Genomic DNA, 18,691 nt, shown 5'->3' on the forward strand with positions numbered 1-18,691 from the left:
GCATTTTCCCGCATGATGCCGATTGCGGCGACTATTCGCCGGTGCCTTTCCCGTCGCTATCGGATTTCATTCTGTTCTTTCCGGGTGATCAGGCAGGCCATGACGCCGCCGGGGCGCGAAGCGGTATCCGCAGTGAACCGGAGCCGCCCGTCCGTGTACGCCGACGGGATTTCACCATTCGGCGTGCCGTCGAGCTTCAATGCTTCGACCCTGCCGCCGGAAGGCAGCGCCAGGGCGACTTCGACCCTTCCTTTTTCAAGCAGCAGCGGCGGTTTTCCCCAGCTTTCCAGGCGGGAGAGCCGCCCGTCCGAGAATTTCTGCTTCGTCGCGCCGAGGTTGGTCAGGTGAATCAGCAGAATGCGTCCGCTCTCCGCCAGCGGACGGTTGTCGAGCGACAGCAATGCGACGGTCTGGTAAACCGTTCCGTTCCGCAGTTCGGCAAAAGTTCCGGAAGCTTCGCGGCGGAAGGTGAACACTTCGCTTTTCGGCGTGACGACCGACAGCGTTTTCGCCGGCGCATCGAGCGTGATCTCCCCGGTGGCGGAGGTGATCCGGCCGGTCTCCTTCAGCCGTTCGAGAGCGCTCCGGGCCGCGGCCGGGAGCGCGGACTGCCGGCCGAGGTTCCCCGTCTCCAGCTTCCGGACGCCGGGAAAAGAGGCGGCGGCATTCAGCGTGCCGATCCGGGCATACAGCCCGAGCAGCGAAAATTCGTCCGGATAATCGGCCGCCTCCCCGAAGTTCTTCACGCCCCGTACCAGTTCCGGCGACCATTCGAAGGCGAAGGCCGGAGCGGCCGCCTTCACGTCGCCGCGCATGAAAAGCATATGGATGATCCGCTCGGCAAGCTGGCCCTGCGGGTCGTTCACGAGATCGAACCCCATCGGCTGCTCCGTCTTTTCCATGTACCGCCGGTCGTGCGACCACGCGAAGCGGTAAAGCCCGTCCCAGTCCTGAAGCCCGGCATAGCCGCCGGCCAGCGGCGCGGCCTCGACACGCCAGACATTCGGGTTGCAGAAATTGAATTCCGTGACGATATACGGCTTCCCGAAAACGCGCACCGGCATCATATTGCGCGGCAGGTGCGCCTTCCGGCCGATCGAGGAGCCCTGCGCATAGAGATGGGGCAGCCGCCACGGATTCGCCGCAAAACGCGGATGATCCCAATACTGGTGGTTGTCGACCAGGTCGAGTCCGCCGCGCATACCGGCGAGCGTGGTTTTGTTCAGGAAGTTCAGGTCGGTCACAAGCGCTGCCATCTTCAGCTCGTCCTTCAGATACCGGCTCTGCTCGGCGATGCATTTTTCCTGAAGAGAGTTCAGGAATTCCAGAAAAAGCCCGCCGCGCGAGGCCCGGTTCTCCGGGGTGTCGAGCTGATTCCGCTTCAGGTATTCGGCATACTTCGCCTCGTAGACCGGAATCAATTGCGGCCACTCGTCCCAGCATTGGGCGAGAACCGCTTCATTCATCAGGTTCACGCAGTAAAGCGCCGGGTCTTCGGCGAGTGTCATGCCGGTGTACGGATTCCGGGCGGTCAGCAGCCGCCGCGCAAACTCCTTCCAGTTCGCCATGGCGGTGGGACTGACCGGGGCGAGCGCCTTCATGGCGAACCGGGTGCGTTCGGGACACTCCGCAATGCCGTCGCCCGGAACCAGCCAGCGGCTCGCGTAAACATCGAGCGTCAGGTAGATGCCGCGCTTTTTCAGCTCTGCGAACAGATAGAAGAAGCGGTCGAGTTTTTCCGGATCGAAGGTCACGGAATCGGGAGCGCCCGGTTCCAGCAGCTCATTTTCATAATGGTGGAACCGCACGGTGTTGTAGCCCATCCGGACCGCCTTTTCAACGAATTCATCCGCCGTCTTTTTCGACAGGAAATTCGAGCTGCCGACGAGGTTCGGGCCGAAGAAGCGAACCCGCTCCCCGGGGCGGTCGCGGAACTCGAAATGCCCCTGCCCCGAGGCGGTGACCGGGCCGTATTTACCGGCCGGCGCATCGAGCGCGGCGGAGAAGTCGAGCGGAGAGCCCGGCTCGACCCGGTTGTCGAATTCGAGCGGAATCCACTGTTTCCCGGCAACGTAATAGACCGGCGTCTCCAGCTGCCGCAAATCGAGCGCCCGGCTGCCGAAGGTCGCGGCGGCGATCATCCAGAGCGGCGAAACTCCGTTCCGGGACGGCGGAGCGGCTTCGAACCGCAGAGCAGCCGGAGAACCGGGAAGTTCGAATTGCGACAGATAGAGCCCCACGAACGATTCGGCGTTTTCACCGGTCCAGGCGACGGCTGCATTCGACAGCGGCGCCGGCTGCCACCAGTTCCCGCAATCCTGACCCGAAAGCACCGGAAATTCGCGTTTCGTGCCGTCGGCATACACCGCGATGATCTTTCCGACCGGCAGCCGGGGCTGCGGTGTCCAGGCCGACGCATGCAGCAGATACAGGACGCCGCCCCCGTTCACCGGCACATCGGCCGACGCGGGAAACCTCCCGTCTCCGGCGGAGAGCACGAGGCAGGCTTTTCCGCCGTCTTCCGCGGGATCGGCGATATCGAACGGGGCGCCGAGCACTGTAAGCCGGCCCGGTTTCATCATCCGCAGGTCGTTCGACGGCCCCTGGTCGGTCCATCCGCCCCGGCCGTCCCCGGCCTCGTCGTCGCGGAACCCCATATTGAAAACGCCCGAAAGGTTTACCGGCGCGGCACGCAGCGGTTCAACGGTGACCGACAGCTCCAGCTCGGCCGCGCGGAACGGGGAACGGATTCCGGGCGGAAACAGCCGGAACTGGATCTCCCCGCTGCCGAACTTGCGGTCGTCCTGAATCAGCAACCCGAAGTCGCCGGAGAACGTCACGAGCCGCCCGCCGAGCACGAGCGAAAGCGACTTCGCCCGGGCGGCACGGAACAGCTGCGACTCCCGGAACTCCTCCGGGACCTCCACCTTTTTCCCGTCGACCGCGACGCTCCCGGCGCGTCCGGCCGGAGTCGTCAGCATCAGCATCAGCGCCTCCCCCTCGACCGGCCCGGAAGCCTCGAGGCGGCTGCGGCAGCGGAACCGCTCCGCCCCCTCCGCCACCGCCGCGGTTTCGACCCGGAACCGGGCGGACGTCCACTCTCCGGCGGTACGGAATTCCCCGGCGGCACGCCGTGGATATCCGGCATCCGGCCGGAATTTCGCCGGCTCCATCCGTTCGGAACGCCAGCCGGGCTTGAACAGGACCCAGCGCATCAGAGCGTCGGAGAACCGGAGGTTCCCGCACGCATCGAACTCCACTCCGGCCGGCAGCAGCGCGGCAGGCGCCGCCGCCGCGGCCAGCAGCACCAGCATGCCGGCGATCAGTTTCTTATGCATCATCCAGATTTCCTTCCGTTCGATCCGCTCACATGCCGGCATAAAGAAAAGAGCTGCAATACTTTTCGCGCAGAACGCCGTCACCGGCGGAACCGGCGTGGCCGTCCGCCCAGCCGACCACGACATAACTGCCGTGAGATGCGGAGAACAATCCTGCCGAATTCCAGGCGTTCGAGAGCGCGTAGAGCAAAGAGAGCATCCTGGTGAGCTCGTTCCTCTGCCGCGTATCCGCGAGGAAAATGAAGTCGGCGGGGTTCGTGATCCGCGCGATCGTCAGCGTGGTGTTTTTCCCGTCGATGCGGTATCCCGGCGAAGCCGCGCCTCGGACATCGGCGCCGTCGATTCTCCGGGCGGCGACGTAATTGCAGCCGAACGTCCGGCCGGCGCCTCCGTACGGCTTATCCGATTTTGAGTCGTCGGGGTCCTGCCCGACCTCCGGGCAGCGCAGACTCCGCAAATCGCCCGCCCTGATGTAACCGCCGTCGATCAGGGAATGGTCCCACTGGTGCGTAGACTCGTTGTTGACCCAGATCGAGCCGTTGAAATCGTCACAGTACATCTGCACATACAGCATCGACTGCTTCAGGTTGTTCAGACACGCGGTGCCTCTGGCACGGCTGCGGGCCTGGTTCAGCGCCGGCAGCAGCATGGCGGCGAGAATCGCGATGATCGCAATTACGACCAGCAATTCGATCAGGGTAAAGCGTCTTTTCATTGTCGTTCATCCTTCCATAAAATTTTGATCCGGGCGGCGGGAACAGGCCGGAATTTTCGTCCGTCACGTTTATTATAGGAAAAAAATCCCCCGCCGTCAAGATGAAAACCGGAAAAAACGCCTTGAATCAAAATAAGCCGCTTTAAGCCACAAAAAATATTCATCTTTCATTGAAAACCGGTTTAAAGCGAATGAGCGTCGCGCGGCGCATCCAACTTAAAGCGGCTTATTTCAGTTTAAGCCGGATAACAGCCGATCCGGCTTGACATCAGGGGCGGAATCCGGTATAATAAAAGCGGGAACAGGCTCGGAAAAGCTCCGAAAAACAGGAAAGTGCCGATCGATGATGAATCTCGAAATCAACACGGCTGTGCCGCACGGAGAACTCGCGCGTTCGCTCGCGGACAAGCTGCGCTTCTACATCGCCGACACGCCGGTGCCGGTCGGCGGCCGGCTGCCGTCGAACCGCGAAATCGCGCGAGCCGCGAATGTGAGCCAGGTCACCGCCCGCATGGCGGTGCTCGCCCTGGCCCGCGAAGGGCTGCTCGAATCCCGGAGCGGCTGCGGAACCTATGTCGTGCGCGCCCCGTCGCAGCTGCCGCTCGCGCGCGGCGGAAAACCGAAGAAGATCGGCATCGTCCTGTCGCCGTGGGACTCCGAATCCGAGGTCGTCTGGAACAACCGCGACGTGCTCGCCGAAGTCGTCGGCAATGTCAGCGCCGCCGGAAAACTCACCATCTTCACCTACGAGCAGTGGCTCGAATATGCCGCAGGGGACCCGAACGACATGATCCGCGAAAACGAACTCGATACGCTGGTCTGGTTCTATGTCGGCTACCGCGAAATCGCATTCGTCGCGCGGCTCGAGCAGCAGGAGTTCCGCCAATTGCTGATCCATCGCCGTCCGTTCGGGCTGCACTCACCGGTGATCCGCGGCGACAACGCGGCGGGGATCAACCGGATCTTCGACAGCCTCTCCGCCGGAGAACGCGAACGCCTGCTGATCCTCTCCGGCGACCCGACCCAGTCGGTATACAGCACCCACTATGCGGCGATCGCCGAACGGATGGGGCGGGAACCCACCGGGGACGAACTGCTGATCCTGCCGCTGGCTCCGTTCCCGCGCTGGACGGCGCTGGTCCTGCGCGAGGAGCTGACCCGGCTCCGGCCGCGGGCGGTCATCGACCTGGCCGGTTACATCAATCCGCTCTCGGCGCTGGGAGAAACGTTCCACCGGTCGATCGGCAGCCCGCGGCTGTTCAGCTTCACGCTGCCGACGGCGTGGCAGGCGGAACATAAGCTGCACTACACCTTTCTCCAGCCGGAGTGGGGGGCCGCCGCGAAAACGCTGCGGGAGTTCTTTCTGGCGAGGGAGATTCCGGAGACCACCGTGTGGCCGCTGAAGCTGCGGGAGTTCTGAATCCATGAAAGCCGTTCGGGACGCTCTGGAACTCCTGCTCGCCGTCGCCCGCCGCCGGGACGGTTCCGCCGCCCCTTCCGCGCTGGCGGAAGAGCTCGGGCTCAACGTCTCGACCGCGCGGCGGCTGCTGCAGGACCTCGCCGATACGGGCTTTATCGAACAGGCGTCCCGGCGCGGCGGCTACCGGCCGGGCCCGTCCGCAGCCTATCTGTTCGCCGGGAGCCGCTACCGGCCGGAACTTCACGCGGCTTTCGCCGCTCCCCTCGCCGCCTTCGCCGGAAAATTCGGGACGGATGCCTCACTCTCGGTACGGCTCGGCCCCGGACGGACCGTCCTCCTCGCCTTCGACGGGACGGGCCGCGAGACGACGGCGGAATATCCGCCGCGCATCGACGACCTCTACAGCTCGGCGGCGGGGCGGCTGCTCTTCGCCCTGGCCCCCGAAACCCGCCGGGTCCACCTGGTCTGGGAGCTGGGAATTCCGGGCGGAACGGTCTGGCCCGAGATCGGCGGCGACCGGAGCCGGATCGCCGAGGCGCTTGCCCCGATCCGCCGCGCACGTTTCCTTCGCTACGGCGGGAACTGCGCCGCCGCCGTCGACGAGGAGACCGTGCTTCTGTGCGGAACCGATTCCGCCGAAGCCGAAGCCGCGCTGCGCGAACTCTCCCGCCTCCCCGGCGCGTGACTCCGGGCCTATGCCGGCCCGATCAGCTTCAGCGCATTGTCGCGCCCGGCCATGCGGAGCTCCGCCTCACTGAAAATGCCGAGGGATTCGAGGCGGCGCATGCACTCCGCCAGCATGACCGCCGACCCGGCGAGATAGCCGGTCGCCGGATTGTAAAGCCGTCCGCCCGGTTCGAGAATCGCATCGCTGCCGAACACGCGGCACGGCCCCGGCGGCAGCCCCGCCCCCGGCGATGCGTCGCTCGTGACGATGATCTTCGCGGCGCCCTTGACTTTGCAGATCACCCGGATCAGTTCCGGCGGCAGATGGTGACCGTCGGTGATGATCATGGCCGAAAGCCTCTCCTCGGCCAGTCCGGCCCAGATCGGATTCCGGTGGCGCGGAACCATGCCCGGCACGCCGTTGCCGAGGTGGGTCAGCGCCTGCGCCCCGGCATCGGCGGCGGCGGCGATTTCACCGGAATCCGCCAGGTGGTGCCCGACCGACACGGCCACTCCGCGCGAACGCAGAAGGCGAACCGCGCCGGCCGCGTTCTCCGCATCGGCCCCGAGCGTGACGAGCCTCACGAAACCCGGCTCCAGATCGAGCAGCGCTTCGACTTTTTCGGGATCCGGCGGCACGACCCAGTCCGGGTTGTGCGCCCCGGCCGCGCCGGGATCGGCGGAAATGAACGGTCCTTCGAGATGAACGCCCGGCACTTCCCGCTCCAGCCCGTGCCGGACGACCGCCCGCCGGATCACGCCGAGGTTGCGGCGGTAGAGGCCGAACGGGCTCGTGATCAGCGTCGGCAGAAAACACCCGGTGCCGCTTTCGAGCACCCGCTCCGCCGCGCGCAGAAAGTCGTCCCCGGTCAGCTCCGGACTCGAAAAATCGATGCCGGAACAGCCGTTGACCTGAAGATCGATCCAGCCCGGATTACGCATGCGTCCTCTCCAGCAGCGAAGCGGAACCGCGGTCGAGGAAGGTCGTCACATCCGCGTGCGTGCGCAGGATCGACGCGGGACAGAGGTTCGTGACCTCTCCTTCGAGCGCCCCCTTCACCGCTTCGGCCTTGCGCCGGTCCGGCACCGTATTGATGATCGCCGCACTCTTCAGAATCCGGCGGACGCCCATCGAAATCGCCCGCTTCGGCACATCGTCGAGCGACGGAAACCACCCCTCCCCGAGCTGCTGGCGGCGGCACTTTTCATCGAGCGTGATGATGAGGTACGGCTTCTCCGTTTCGAAATCGGCCGGAGGGTCGTTGAAGGCGATATGCCCGTTTTCGCCGATGCCGATGAAAGCGACGTCAACCGGGTGTTCCGCCAGAATCTTCCCGAGGCGTTCGCACTCCCGTTCCGGATCGGCGGCGCTGCCGTCGACCGGGTAAAACGCCGCCGGAGGAACCGGCAGCTTCGAAACGAACCGCTCCCACAGGTATCTGCGGAAGCCGGCCGGATGATCGACCGGCAGCCCGATATATTCGTCGAGATGAAAGATCGAGACGGCGTTCCAGTTGATGCCGGGCTCCGCAAGCAGACTCGAGAGCATTTCGAACTGGCTTGCACCGGTCGCCAGAATGATGGCGGCCGCCCCTTTCCGGGCGATGGCCGCGCGCAGTTTCTCCGCTCCGGCCGCGGCCGCGGCCGCGCCGAGGGAACGTTTGTCGTCAAAGATGCGGACTTTCATCGGGATTTCCTTTCCTTCTTTTCAAATTTCACAGTTCCGAAAGCGTTACCGTTTTTCCGCCGGAAGCGCGGCTGCGGCTCGCCGCCTCGAGAAACGCGATGATCTCGAGGCTCTCGGCCGGATCGACGGGCGAGACGCCGCTCCGGAAGAATTCCAGAATCGCCGCCGCCATCGGGAACATATACGGAATATCGGCGTTCTGCACCGAAACGCGGTGCCCCTCCCCGGTGACCAGCAGGACGCCGAAGTTGCCGCTGCCGACGCTGTTGCCGATGATCTGCCCGATCCGGCCGTCCTTCCAACGGCCGGTCACAAGCTCGATTCCGCTGCCGGAAATGCTCCGCACCTCCTCGCAGCCGCGCCCGAGATAGCGGTAGACGATCTCGGCCGTGTGGATGCCGTACCAGAAGTAGTCGCGGTAATCCGGCAGGAATGCAAGCGGGCCGAAGCCCTCGGCGGCGAACACCGCGGCGCCCGCCGGCAGCACGTCGCCGACTCCGGCGGCGAACCGCATGCTCGACGCGGTCATGAGCGGAATCCCCTTCTCCCGCGCCAGCTCGAAGATCGCTTTCGCGTCGGCGTAGGAGCAGGCCAGCGGCTTGTCGACAAAAACCGGTTTTCCGAACTCCGCCAGCTGCCTGAACTGTTCCAGGTGCTGCGCGCCGTCCACGCTTTCGAGAAAATAGGCGTCGAGCCCGGCGAGTTCTTCGATCGAACCGGCGATTCCGACGCCGTACTTCCCGCGCAGTTCCGACGTGAACTGCCCGACCCGGCTGCGGCTCAGCGAAAACAAGGCGCTGCCGCCCGGAAACGCTTTCGCAATCCGCGCCCCCGGCAGGTGGAACCGGTGTTCCGGCAGATTGAAGCAATCCGCGAATCCGGTCACATGCGACGTATCGAGCCCGACCATGCCGATCTTCATCTCACTCATACTTTTACCTCATTCGTTAACCGGCAGCGGATTCTGCCGGTGCGCCTCTTCCATGACGAAAATCTGGCGGCGCACCTGTTCAAGCGTGATCTCCCGCCCGGCCCCGTTCCGCAGAACCCCGTACAGATTGCGGTAGACGCCGCGGCTCAGCGATACAAAGCCGTTCGCATTCGACGACGCCTCGGCGAAACGCCAGCTTTCCTCCTGCCAGTCGAGCGTTTCGCTGCAGTACTGCCGGTCGAAACTCCACGGTTTCCAGAGCGTATGCTTCGGCGCGGACTTCGGATCGAAATACTTCCAGCGGAGTTCGGCGGGGCCGCCGGAAAGCCCGCCGCAGGTGCCCTGAATGTTGTACTGCTCCCCCTGCGGGTAGGCCAGAAAGCTACTGACCTGGACTTCGATGGTCGGACGCCCCTTCCCGTACAGCGTCAAAGCGCAGAAGTTGTCGGCGTCGCCGCCGAAATCGAAGTGATATGCGGCCATCCGGCAGAATACCTCGGGATATGCGTCGCCGAACAGCACCACGGCCTGATCGACCGGGTGCGGGCCGGTGTTCAGCAGATTCCCGGCGCATTCGCGCTGAAGGGTCTGCCAGTCCCAGCGGCGCGCAAAACCGCTCCAGTTGCTGCGGATGCAGATGATCTCCCCGAGCACGCCGGAGGCGATCACCTCGCGGATTTTGCGGAAATACGGATAGAAGCGGGAGTTCTGAAACGGGAAGAACAGCACTCCATGCTCCTCCGCTGCCGCCGTGATCCGGTCGAATTCCGCCAGCGTGGTCGCCGACGGCTTTTCGGAAAGCACATGGTATCCTGCCTTCAGCCCGGCCAGCGACGCCTCGACGTGAAACCGGCTCGGCGTCGCATTCACGAAAAGCTCGAAACCGCCGGCCGCCAGCATCTCCGCATACGAGCGGTAGGTCCGGCAGCCGAACCGTTCCTGCGCATCCTTCCGCCGCTCCGGCAGCTCGTCCGCCGCCGCCACGATCCGAAAATCCGGATCATCCTTCAGATACTCGGCATGGATGCCGTATCCGCTGCGCCCGAGCCCGCCGATTCCCACCCGAATTGGTTCGCCCATCTTTCCTTCCCCCTTGCTGTAAAACACTAAGTATCCCCGTCGCGCCGCTCCGGCGCGATCAGAACGCCCTCTTCCCCGTCGTCGCCGCCCTCGAGCATGCGCCCGAGCTTCGCCGCCGCCTCGCGGAACAGCCGGGAGGGCTCCTGCAGAAAGCTCGTCACTTCAACCCCCCAGACATCCCTGCCGTAGTCGTTGTCGAAGTCGCTGTAAAGCAGCTCCCGCTTCCAGCAGGCCGCGCGCTCGGCGGCGAACCGCATGACCGCGCCGGTATGGGCGCGGGCATCCGCCACCAGAATCCGCATTTCGCCCGGCGCAACCGGGATTCTCTCGTGCAGCAGCGCCAGCTTCGCCTCAAACTCCGTCGGCATATGCAGCAGCTCATAGAATCTTCCCTGCTCGCGGCAGGCGTCGACAAAACCGTCGAATCGGTAATCGAGCGCGAGGGAGTTGAGGGACGAACGCAGAAAAAACACCTTTGCCGCCGGATAAAGCGCCAGCCGCTCCTTCGTGATCGCATGATAAGCGCCGCGGTGATCGGTCGAAACATATGCGGTTCCGGGATGAACGCGGTTGACCAGCACCTGAGGCAGCTGCCCGCCCACCGCGTCGATGACCGGCAGCAGCTCCGCCTCCGGCCGCATCCAGAGCAGCCCGTCGAAGTCGAACAGCCGTTTCCATGCCGATTTCACCTTCAGCTCCGACACCGGAATCACCGTCAGGTCGAAGGGCGTCCCCATATCCTCCTCCGGATTGATGCCGCCGATGACCGCCACCCGGCGCCGCCCGACGCCGGAGCCGTTCACATACGTCCCGGAGCCATGCCGCCCGATCAGCACTCCGTCGCTCATCAGCTCGCGGATCGCCCGGTCCAGCGTCGCCCGCGCCACTCCGAACTCCCGCATCAGCTCAAGGCGCGGAGGCAGCGCCGAATCCGGCACATAGATTCCCTCCCTCACCCGCCGCGTCAATTCCCGCGCAATCTCCCGAAACGGCTGTTGGCGCATCCTGCTTTTCCTTTCTAAAACTATGTCACTTTGTTATATTATAATTGACCTAGTTTAATTTTGCAACACACAAACCCGAAAAATTGCAAAAAAACCGGGTTCGCCGGACAGTCCGGCCGGCTGCACGGCGTTATAATTCCGGGTTATGGCCGGGATGAGAAAAAATCATTTTCTTTTTGCCGGAAGCAGGATATATTGTATAAAAAGCAGAAACGGCGAGGTTTCCCCGTGAATTTCATACAGCTCGCATATTTCCGGAAGGTCATGGAGTGCGGCAGCGTAACGCAGGCCGCCCGGCAGCTCTGCATCACCCAGCCGGCGGTCAGCAAGCAGCTGCGGCAGCTGGAGGACGAACTCGGCTGCCGGCTGTTCGACCGGAGCGGCGGCCGCCTGGTTCCGACGCCGGCCGGAGAATTTCTCCGCGAACGGGCCGGCGCTCTGCTGGCCGGATTCGAAAATCTGCAGGCGGAAATGAGCTCGTTCCGGCATCGCATCTCCGGCAGGCTCTGCATCGGCTGCGGGCCGTACACGTCCGGAAACGTGGTGCCGGACCTGCTGACCGAGCTTATCCGGCGGCATCCCGGCATCGAGCCGTCCGTCCGGGAAAAAGACTCCTTTCTTGCCGACCTGAAGAACGGTTCGCTCGACATCATGTTCGGAATTCAGGGATATGACGGGGAGGAGCTGCTTTACGTTCCGATGTACCGGAACCGCCTGGTGCTGATCTGTTCCGTGCTCTCCCCGCTGGCGAAGGCGCCGGAAATCACGCCGGAGCTGCTGGCGAAGGAGCCGTTTCTCGCGCACTCCTACGACTCCATCCGCAGCACGGTGTTCCGGAACATGCCGTATCTGCAGAAAAACCGCTTTTATGTGGAATCCCGTTATACGACCACGCTGATTGCGTATGTGCAGCGGAATCTCGGGTTCTCGATCATACCGGATTACTATCTGGGGAGTCTGCCGCCCGGCGTCGCGGCTCCCGCTTTCGAAACCGGCTGCAGCGTCGAAACCGGCTTTCTGACCAATCCGGACCGGATGTTTTCACCCCCGCTTCAGGCCATGATCGGCCTGGTTCGGGAAAAATACGGGTGTCATATGGAAAACGACAGGGAGAAATCATGATCACAAACCGGATTCCGGGCGGAAACATCGAAGTCGTTTCCGTGAACGGGCGCAATGTCGAGCTGGATGTGGAACTGCGGGACACCGCGGGAGACTGGTTTTACTGGTGCTTCCAGGCAGTGCTTCCGGAAGCGGGGAACTGGCATTTCCGCTTCGTCCGCGACAACAAAGTCGGCACGCACGGCCCGGCGGTCAGCCTCGACGGAGGAAAAAGCTGGCGCTGGCTTTACCCGGAGTACCGGGAGAACAGCCGCGAATTCGACTATGCGTGTCCCGCCGCCGGGCAGACGGTCCTCTTCTGCATGGGCATGCAGTATCTCGAACGTGATTTCAGGGCGTTCCTCCGGGAGTTCGAGGAGAATCCGGCTCTGCATGCCGGAACGCTCTGCAGAAGCCGGAAGGGGCGCGAGGTGGAGCTTGTCACGATCCGCGAGGGGGAGCCGGAGCACGCCGTTCTGCTGACCTCCCGCCACCACGCGGGGGAGATGATGGCGACCCACGCGCTCGAGGGAATTCTGCGTTTCGCCCTGGCGGATACGGAGTCCGGGCGCGGTTTCCGGCGGCATGTCGCCCTCCATGCGGTCCCGTTCGCCGACAAGGACGGCGTCGAGGACGGCGACCAGGGCAAGAACCGCATGCCGCATGACCACGCGCGCGATTATCAGGAGCCGGGACTCTATCCGGAGACGGTCGCGCTGCGCGGGCTGATCGGCCGGATCAGGCCGGAATTCGTGCTCGACCTGCACTGCCCCTGGATCCGCGGCGGCGATACAAACGAAGTCTCCTACATGGTCGGCACCGGCCATGCCGGAATGGATGCGGAACTGGACCGCTTCGCGGATCTGCTGGAGGAGGAGCGCATCCCCGAAGCGCCGTATTTCAAGAAGAACAACCTCCCGTTCGGCACCTCCTGGAACACAGCCGAAAATTATGCGGGGGGAATGACGATCAAACATTACGCCGCCACGCTGCCGTTCGTGCGGAACGCCCAGACCATCGAGATTCCGTTTGCGAATTTCGGCGACGTCACGGTCGACCGGCATGCAATGCTCCTCTACGGGGAATCCATCGCCCGGGCGCTGTTCCGGTATCTGCACGGAGAGCTGCAGACGGCCTCCGCCTTGTCCTGAACGCTTTTCCCGGGCGGCCGCCCGGAACTGCGGTGGAAATCCGAGACGCATACTTCGTCCCGGTTTCGTGACGGACTCGCTTCGGCCGAAACCGAAACGAGTTCAGAAAGGGGATCAGGCAAGCGCCGGCATGCCGCGCATCCAGCCTTCCGGGGCCGCAGCTTCGAGGGCGGATGCGCCGAAATCCAGATCCGGCGCCGCCGTCAGAACCGATTCCGGGATGCCCGGCAGCGGCTCGTATGCAAGCGATGCGGGCGCCGCCGCGAGATCGGTCAGAATCTCGTAGTCGGTGTTCTTCTTCCCTTTCCCCTTGTCGCCCGACTGGACCTGAAGATAGTAGGTTCCGCGGTCGAGTTCGAGGTCTGCGACCGCTTTCCCGGCCTGTATTTTCCTGACGACCTTCATTTTCCCGCCGATTTCCCGGTAGATGGTCAGCGTCGCCCCGCCCTTTTCGGCAGCCAGCGCGAAATCGTGGAATCCGCTCCGGTCCAGCGAAAAGCGATAATAATCGCTCGCGTCGCCGAAGCCGACCCAGCCCCGGGCGACGCCGCCGGACGGCAATTCGTCCGCGGAACTGAAATCATTATTGGTCACATCGCCCTTCGTGAAGGTGCTCCCGATGATTTCGACATCGTAATCAGTGCCGCCCTTCTTCGTCCTGCCCGACGCTTCGACCGCGACATAGTAGGTCCCGGCATCGAGGAGAAGCTCCCTGATGACGCCGTCCCTGCCGGCTTTGCCGGAGGCGGTCTTGAGCTTCTTGAGCTTGCCGTTTTTCAGAGTGCAGAGCGTGAGCTTCGCATCGCCGTCGAGATCGTCGAGTTCGAAACGGTAGATCCCGGGCGTGTCGAGCGTGACCTCCCGGTAGTCGACGAGGTCGCCGTAACCGATCCAGCCGTTGTCGATCAGCGTCCGGTCCACCCGGCCGCTGCCGCCGTCGACGGCGATTTCCGGCGCGTTCCGCCAGTCGTCGTCGGAGGTGTCGCCCTTCGTGAACGCGGTTCCCGAAACATCGACATCATATTCGGTGCCGCCCTTCTTCGTCCTGCCCGATGCCTCGACCGACAGATAATAGGTGCCGCCCTCCAGGAGCTGATTTGCGATAACGCCGTCCCTGCCGGCTTTGCCGGAGGCGGTCTTGAGCTTTTTCAGCCTGCCGTTTTTCAGGGTGTAGAGCGTGAGCTTCGCATCGCCGTCGAGATCGTCGAGCGTGAAGCGATAGACCCCCGCATCGGTGATGTCGAGCTTGCGGCAGTCGATCAGGTCGTCGTAGCCGACCCAGTCGTTTTCGATGAGATCGGCGTCGATGCTGCCGGCGGCGTCCGGCGCGACGGTGATCGCCGGCGCATTCAGCCACGTGTCGTCGGCGTTGTTGCCGGAGCCGCTGTGGACGACGCCTTCGATCTCAACCTCGTATCCGGTGCCGGGAGCGCCGGAGGCGCCGGGCTCGACCGACAGCACATACTCCCCCGCGCCGATGTCGAGATTGCGCAGTACGCCGTCCTGCCTCCGGCCGCCGGTGACGGAGGCGACCTCGACGATTCCGCCCCCCGTCACCCGGTAAAGCGTGAGTTTCGCGCTGCCGCGCAGGTCGTCGAGCTTGATGGTGTAGGTGCCGTCCTTTTCAAAGGTGACGCGGCGGAAATCGATTTCGTCGCCGCCGCCGATAAAGCCGTCCTCGACGAGGTCCATATCGACCTTCTGCCGGGAACCCGGCACGACCAGGCGCGGAGCCGTCGTCCAGTCGTCGTCTTCGCCGCCGGGGTTCTGCCCGCCGCCGCTCCGGGTGACGCCGACCGTGTAGCTTGCGCCCTGCTGATGCGAAATCCCTTCCGGGCGGACGGCGATGTAGTAGGTCCGCCCCGCATAAAGCCGGACCGGGTCGAGGATGATGTTCTCCCCCCGCTTGCCGTCCTCATCTTCGAGTTCCCGCAGTCTGCCGTTTTCCTCGGCGTAAACGGTCAGCTCCGCCGGGTTGGTCAGGTTGTAGAAGTGAAACGAATAAAGTCCGCTTTCGGCAACCGTGATCTGCCGGAAATCGACATTGTCGCCGTTGCCGACATACTCGCCCGGCATCAGTTCCGTAACCGCCGTACTGCCGACATTGTCGAGCTTGAGCCTGTAATGATCCGGCAGATCCCGCCAGTTGCTGTCGTCGTAAGAAGCCATGATTTCGCCTCCCGTATTTTTCATAATTCCGTGTTTGCTCGGGACAGGAGTAAAATAACACGATTTAAGAATTTGTCAAATCATGCGGTCATTCCGTTCCCGAACCTGTATCCGGAACGAAGACGGGCCATGCTTTTTGAAAAGACAGAAAGCTGTATCCGCCGGAGAACTCTCCCGCCGCCCTGCCGGAACGGCGTCCGGCAGGGCGGAAGAAGGTTCGGGGGAAAATGAAACGCCGCCCTCGCATTTCACACTTCAGCAGGCGGATTCGGAGTCAGCCGGCGATTTCGTCGGCGAGGCGCTCGACCAGTTCTTCGTCGAAGTACTGCATGACGACGACGTGCGAGAACTCTCCGGAACAGGCCATGCAGCAGCGGTGCACGACCTCCTCGCGCGGACGGCGGAAATAGACCGTGTTCGACCACGGGTTCGCATGCGCTTCGACGCCGCGCGCGGCGAGGGCGGCAAGGAGCTTCGCCGTCATGGCGAGAACATGGTTCGCCTCGGCCCGGAACCCCGCCGGCCCGGTGGTCATGATCCGCCAGTAAAGTTTCAGCACGTCGAATCCGCTCCGCGAGCAGCTGATGGTCGGCATGACGATACCGCCGAGGTACGGCACGGTCAGCTTGGTCAGATGCTGCAGAATCTCTTTCCGGCAGAGGAACACGCCGGCCGGCTCATTCAGCGCGAAGAACTTGTGCCCGGAAACCGCGAGGGAGTCGAATCCCATCGCCGCCTGGTCGACGAGTTCGCGGGCAGCCGGGTCGTCAAGCCACGGCAGGTAACCGCCGAACAGCGCGACGTCGAGGTGGCGGTAGCAGGCCGGCGGCTTGACCTCCTTCAGCACGCGGTCGATGGCGCGCTGGTCGTCGATCGCGCCTTTGAAGGTGCCGCCGACAGCGATCGCGACGAGCGCCGGGCGTGTCGGGTCCAGCTGACGGCGGAAGTCTTCGATGTCCATCTGACCGGTCGGATGGACGCCGATGATGCGCGTTTCGATGCGCAGGATGTCCCCGAGCTTCTGCACGGAATAGTGCGCTTCGGCCGAAACGTAAAGAATCGGCGGCAGTTCGGATTTCGCCTCGAGCGTCTTGCGCCCGAAGTAGATCCCGTGCAGGTTGCCGTCCGTCCCGCCGTTGGTGACGACGCCCCAGTGGCCGCCGCGGAAACCGAAAGTTCCGGCGACGAAGTCGACGACTTCGCGCTCGAACTCATCGACGTGCAGCATATCCCACGCCTCTTTGTAGGGGCTGCCGACGCTGATCAGCGTCGTATTGCACAAACCGGTTTCAAGCAGCCACTCGTAAAATCCCGTGAGATTCGTCTCCTGGTCGAAGGGGTAGCCCATCTGGAGTTTCTGCCGTTCGACGAGCTTCCGGGCGGTTTCGGTCATGCGCCGGAGGACGGGTTCGTCCGGCCTTTTCTGAAGTTTCACGCTTTTCATGGTATCTCATCTCTCTTGAATGCTTGTGGTGAAAGAGCTTACTATACCATGCCGTCCGGAAAAGTCAAGCTTCTCCGCTCTCTCCGAGCGCCTGTGCCAGCGGGCAGTTCCGCAGGTCCGCTTCTTCGCCGGAACGGTAGCGCTCAAGCAGCCGGCGGGAACGCTCGGCCAGCTGCCTCCGGACTTCGCGCCGTTCGCCTTTGACCCGGGCGATCCGCATATGGTCGTAGGCGGTGGTCCGGTGCCGCATCCAGGCGATGACGGCCGCTTCGGCCCGGCGTTCAAGCGGAATCCGCTGCGTCCGCGCCACGGTTCCGCTGCCGACCGGAACGGCGTGTTCCGTCACGGCGGCGGCGAGCTTCGCCTCGAGGCCGGACCAGCGTTCGGCGAAATGCAGATAGGCGGCCACCGCATTCCTGAATTCGACCGTATATGCGGCCTGTTTTGCTTCGCGGCGGCGTTTGTCCGCCTCAAGCCTGCGCTGCCGGGCCGGGTCCCGGCGTTCGAGTTCGAGTTCGGCGCGGACCGCCGCAGCCCGTCTGGCGGAGGTCCAGAGCCCGACGGCCTCGATGCGGTTGCGCCGCCGGTGAACCATGACCCAGCATTCACCGGCCATTTTCAGGCGGCGGGTCAGCCCCGCGTCCCCGCTCGGAACGAATTCCCAGCCTTCGGGGGGAGTTACGCTTTCCCCGTCGTGCAGAAGACCGTTCCCCCGAGGATTCCGCCAGACGGTGTATTCTTCTTTTTTCATGATCTCTCCGTGACTCCGCCGGACTTCTCCCGGCGGGGCCGGTAATATACATGCTCCGGGTGCTCTCCGCAACCGGAACTGCGCGGCCGCATAAAAAAACGCGCCCCGGAACGGGACGCGGCTTTTGAACTTCGGCGGCGCAGGGAACTTACCGCTTCTCCGACAGGATGACGAAGGCGGGCAGCCCCGGGATGTCGTAACGGTCGAGGATCGCTCTGACCTCGGGTGCTCCGGGCTTCTCCGCCTGGAACTTCACGACTTCGTACTTCTGCATGAGCGTTTTGATTTCGGGCTCCGGGAACACGTCCCGCTCCATCTCTTTGCAGTTCTTGCACCAGGTCGCCCAGAAATCGATCAGCACCGGCTTGCCGGAGAGCTGCGCGGCTTCGAGCCGGCGGTCGAGGTTCACGAGCTCCTCCTGCGGGGAGAATTTGCCGGGCAGCAGCGTGAAACCGGTCCACGCATACCAGGCGGCCGCGAGCACGATGATTCCTCCGAAAGCATACTTGACGACGACCATGAACCGGCCCGGCTTCGGCAGTACGCCGAACCCGGCTCCGGCCAGCGGCCACGGCAGCGCCATGCCGATTCCGAGCAGGAACGGCAGCCCGAGGGCGAAATAGTTCCCGCCGTTGTAGAGCTCGGCCGAGAAGAGCAGCACACCGATCACCACCGGCGCGACGCAGGCGCCGGCCAGCAGTGCCGCCAGCGCTCCCATCACGAAGGCGATGACGGTTTTGCCGCCCCGGAGCTTCTTCGGGCTGATCCGCACCCTGCCGGAAAAATCGAGGTTGAACGCGCCGAACATGGCGGCGGCCAGCACGGCGAAAACGGCCGCGATCACAAAATTGAAGAGACTCGACGAGTTCAGCTCTCCGAACCGCGCGCCGGTCAGGATCACGACGACGCCGAGGATGCCGTAGGCCGCCGCCATGCCGATGCCGTAGGCGAGGCCGCGCCGGAATCCGGCCGTCCGCCCGGCTCCGTCCGCCCCGATGATCGCAAGGTTCACCGGAATCATCGGCAGCACGCACGGCGTCAGGTTGAGCCCGAGCCCGCCGACCAGCGTCAGCAGAATGACGAGCCAGATGCCGACGCCGTCGAACATGCCGCTCTTTTCCGTTTGAATTTCGCCGCCGGTCGGAGCCAGGAACTCCCGGAATTCCGCGACGCTCTGAAGTCCGACCGCCTTCCGCTCCAAAACAAAACGGTCAAGCCGAGAAGCAGATGTGTT

15 protein-coding genes are annotated in these 18,691 nt (G+C 63.8%); 4 read left to right on the plus strand and 11 right to left on the minus strand.

Translation table 11 applies throughout. From position 1 onward, the window contains the following. Window positions 1-56 precede the first annotated feature (56 nt). On the minus strand, window positions 57-3,341 hold the full coding sequence (locus FYJ85_RS12700) for a hypothetical protein (protein ID WP_154418990.1): 3,285 nt from the start codon (window positions 3,339-3,341) through the stop codon (window positions 57-59). Window positions 3,342-3,366: 25 nt separating this feature from the next. Then, window positions 3,367-4,053 carry a prepilin-type N-terminal cleavage/methylation domain-containing protein gene (locus FYJ85_RS12705; protein WP_154418991.1) on the minus strand — a complete coding sequence of 229 codons (687 nt, stop codon included), beginning with the start codon at window positions 4,051-4,053 and terminating at the stop codon, window positions 3,367-3,369. Between the two features lie 343 nt (window positions 4,054-4,396). Here FYJ85_RS12705 and FYJ85_RS12710 point away from each other — a divergent pair, with 343 nt between their 5' ends. Continuing rightward, window positions 4,397-5,473: a GntR family transcriptional regulator gene (locus FYJ85_RS12710; RefSeq protein WP_154418992.1), complete on the plus strand. Its 1,077-nt coding sequence runs from the start codon at window positions 4,397-4,399 to the stop codon at window positions 5,471-5,473. Window positions 5,474-5,477: 4 nt separating this feature from the next. Continuing rightward, window positions 5,478-6,158, plus strand: coding sequence for a helix-turn-helix domain-containing protein (locus FYJ85_RS12715; RefSeq protein WP_154418993.1), 681 nt, complete (start codon window positions 5,478-5,480; stop codon window positions 6,156-6,158). Between the two features lie 8 nt (window positions 6,159-6,166). Here FYJ85_RS12715 and FYJ85_RS12720 read toward each other — a convergent pair whose 3' ends face one another. From FYJ85_RS12720 to FYJ85_RS12740, 5 genes are read right to left on the minus strand one after another with little or no spacing between them, the layout of a single operon-like run. Next, entirely contained in the window at window positions 6,167-7,081 is a 915-nt protein-coding gene (locus FYJ85_RS12720; RefSeq protein ID WP_106055307.1) for an N-acetylglucosamine-6-phosphate deacetylase, read from the minus strand. Further along, window positions 7,074-7,826, minus strand: a complete 753-nt coding sequence (locus FYJ85_RS12725) for a glucosamine-6-phosphate deaminase (protein ID WP_106055306.1) — start codon at window positions 7,824-7,826, stop codon at window positions 7,074-7,076. Before FYJ85_RS12725 ends, FYJ85_RS12720 begins: the two co-directional genes overlap by 8 nt. 28 nt (window positions 7,827-7,854) lie before the next feature. Next, entirely contained in the window at window positions 7,855-8,757 is a 903-nt protein-coding gene (locus tag FYJ85_RS12730; RefSeq protein ID WP_154418995.1) for a Gfo/Idh/MocA family protein, read from the minus strand. A 9-nt stretch (window positions 8,758-8,766) separates the two neighbouring features. Beyond that, window positions 8,767-9,837 (minus strand): Gfo/Idh/MocA family protein, encoded by a 1,071-nt coding sequence (locus tag FYJ85_RS12735; RefSeq protein ID WP_154418997.1) that lies wholly within the window; start codon window positions 9,835-9,837, stop codon window positions 8,767-8,769. Window positions 9,838-9,863: 26 nt separating this feature from the next. Further along, complete coding sequence (locus tag FYJ85_RS12740) at window positions 9,864-10,841, minus strand: GntR family transcriptional regulator (RefSeq protein WP_154418999.1); 978 nt, start codon at window positions 10,839-10,841, stop codon at window positions 9,864-9,866. 228 nt (window positions 10,842-11,069) lie between these two features. On the opposite strand from FYJ85_RS12740, the gene FYJ85_RS12745 reads away from it, so the two are divergent. Both FYJ85_RS12745 and FYJ85_RS12750 read left to right on the plus strand, forming a co-directional pair. Then, the gene (locus FYJ85_RS12745; RefSeq protein WP_154419001.1) at window positions 11,070-11,963 is read left to right on the plus strand and encodes a LysR substrate-binding domain-containing protein; all 894 of its coding nucleotides are present in this window, start codon (window positions 11,070-11,072) and stop codon (window positions 11,961-11,963) included. Further along, window positions 11,960-13,093 carry a M14 family zinc carboxypeptidase gene (locus FYJ85_RS12750; RefSeq protein ID WP_154419003.1) on the plus strand — a complete coding sequence of 378 codons (1,134 nt, stop codon included), beginning with the start codon at window positions 11,960-11,962 and terminating at the stop codon, window positions 13,091-13,093. Before FYJ85_RS12745 ends, FYJ85_RS12750 begins: the two co-directional genes overlap by 4 nt. 114 nt (window positions 13,094-13,207) lie before the next feature. Here FYJ85_RS12750 and FYJ85_RS12755 read toward each other — a convergent pair whose 3' ends face one another. From FYJ85_RS12755 to FYJ85_RS12770, 4 genes are all read right to left on the minus strand, one after another. Then, window positions 13,208-15,262 (minus strand): PPC domain-containing protein, encoded by a 2,055-nt coding sequence (locus FYJ85_RS12755; protein WP_154419005.1) that lies wholly within the window; start codon window positions 15,260-15,262, stop codon window positions 13,208-13,210. 274 nt (window positions 15,263-15,536) lie between these two features. After that, a complete protein-coding gene (locus FYJ85_RS12760; RefSeq protein ID WP_106055299.1) occupies window positions 15,537-16,706 on the minus strand; it encodes an aminotransferase class V-fold PLP-dependent enzyme in 1,170 nt (389 codons plus the stop codon). Between the two features lie 64 nt (window positions 16,707-16,770). Further along, entirely contained in the window at window positions 16,771-17,457 is a 687-nt protein-coding gene (locus FYJ85_RS12765) for a DUF2293 domain-containing protein (protein WP_106055298.1), read from the minus strand. 148 nt (window positions 17,458-17,605) lie between these two features. After that, entirely contained in the window at window positions 17,606-18,658 is a 1,053-nt protein-coding gene (locus FYJ85_RS12770) for a cytochrome c biogenesis protein CcdA (RefSeq protein WP_235903187.1), read from the minus strand. Window positions 18,659-18,691 lie beyond the last annotated feature (33 nt).

The organism is Victivallis lenta (genome assembly GCF_009695545.1).
Taxonomy (GTDB): Bacteria; Verrucomicrobiota; Lentisphaeria; order Victivallales; family Victivallaceae; genus Victivallis; species Victivallis lenta.

What these genes read in the sequence shown, in the direction of transcription:
- FYJ85_RS12705 (WP_154418991.1), bottom strand. Translation starts at nt 4,053, where the DNA reads ATGAAAAGACGCTTTACCCTGATCGAATTGCTGGTCGTAATTGCGATC.
- FYJ85_RS12725 (WP_106055306.1), bottom strand. Translation starts at nt 7,826, where the DNA reads ATGAAAGTCCGCATCTTTGACGACAAACGTTCCCTCGGCGCGGCCGCG.
- FYJ85_RS12735 (WP_154418997.1), bottom strand. Translation starts at nt 9,837, where the DNA reads ATGGGCGAACCAATTCGGGTGGGAATCGGCGGGCTCGGGCGCAGCGGA.
- FYJ85_RS12760 (WP_106055299.1), bottom strand. Translation starts at nt 16,706, where the DNA reads ATGAAAAGCGTGAAACTTCAGAAAAGGCCGGACGAACCCGTCCTCCGG.
- FYJ85_RS12715 (WP_154418993.1), top strand. Translation starts at nt 5,478, where the DNA reads ATGAAAGCCGTTCGGGACGCTCTGGAACTCCTGCTCGCCGTCGCCCGC.
- FYJ85_RS12765 (WP_106055298.1), bottom strand. Translation starts at nt 17,457, where the DNA reads ATGAAAAAAGAAGAATACACCGTCTGGCGGAATCCTCGGGGGAACGGT.
- FYJ85_RS12730 (WP_154418995.1), bottom strand. Translation starts at nt 8,757, where the DNA reads ATGAGTGAGATGAAGATCGGCATGGTCGGGCTCGATACGTCGCATGTG.
- FYJ85_RS12700 (WP_154418990.1), bottom strand. Translation starts at nt 3,341, where the DNA reads ATGATGCATAAGAAACTGATCGCCGGCATGCTGGTGCTGCTGGCCGCG.
- FYJ85_RS12720 (WP_106055307.1), bottom strand. Translation starts at nt 7,081, where the DNA reads ATGCGTAATCCGGGCTGGATCGATCTTCAGGTCAACGGCTGTTCCGGC.
- FYJ85_RS12750 (WP_154419003.1), top strand. Translation starts at nt 11,960, where the DNA reads ATGATCACAAACCGGATTCCGGGCGGAAACATCGAAGTCGTTTCCGTG.
- FYJ85_RS12755 (WP_154419005.1), bottom strand. Translation starts at nt 15,262, where the DNA reads ATGGCTTCTTACGACGACAGCAACTGGCGGGATCTGCCGGATCATTAC.
- FYJ85_RS12740 (WP_154418999.1), bottom strand. Translation starts at nt 10,841, where the DNA reads ATGCGCCAACAGCCGTTTCGGGAGATTGCGCGGGAATTGACGCGGCGG.
- FYJ85_RS12710 (WP_154418992.1), top strand. Translation starts at nt 4,397, where the DNA reads ATGATGAATCTCGAAATCAACACGGCTGTGCCGCACGGAGAACTCGCG.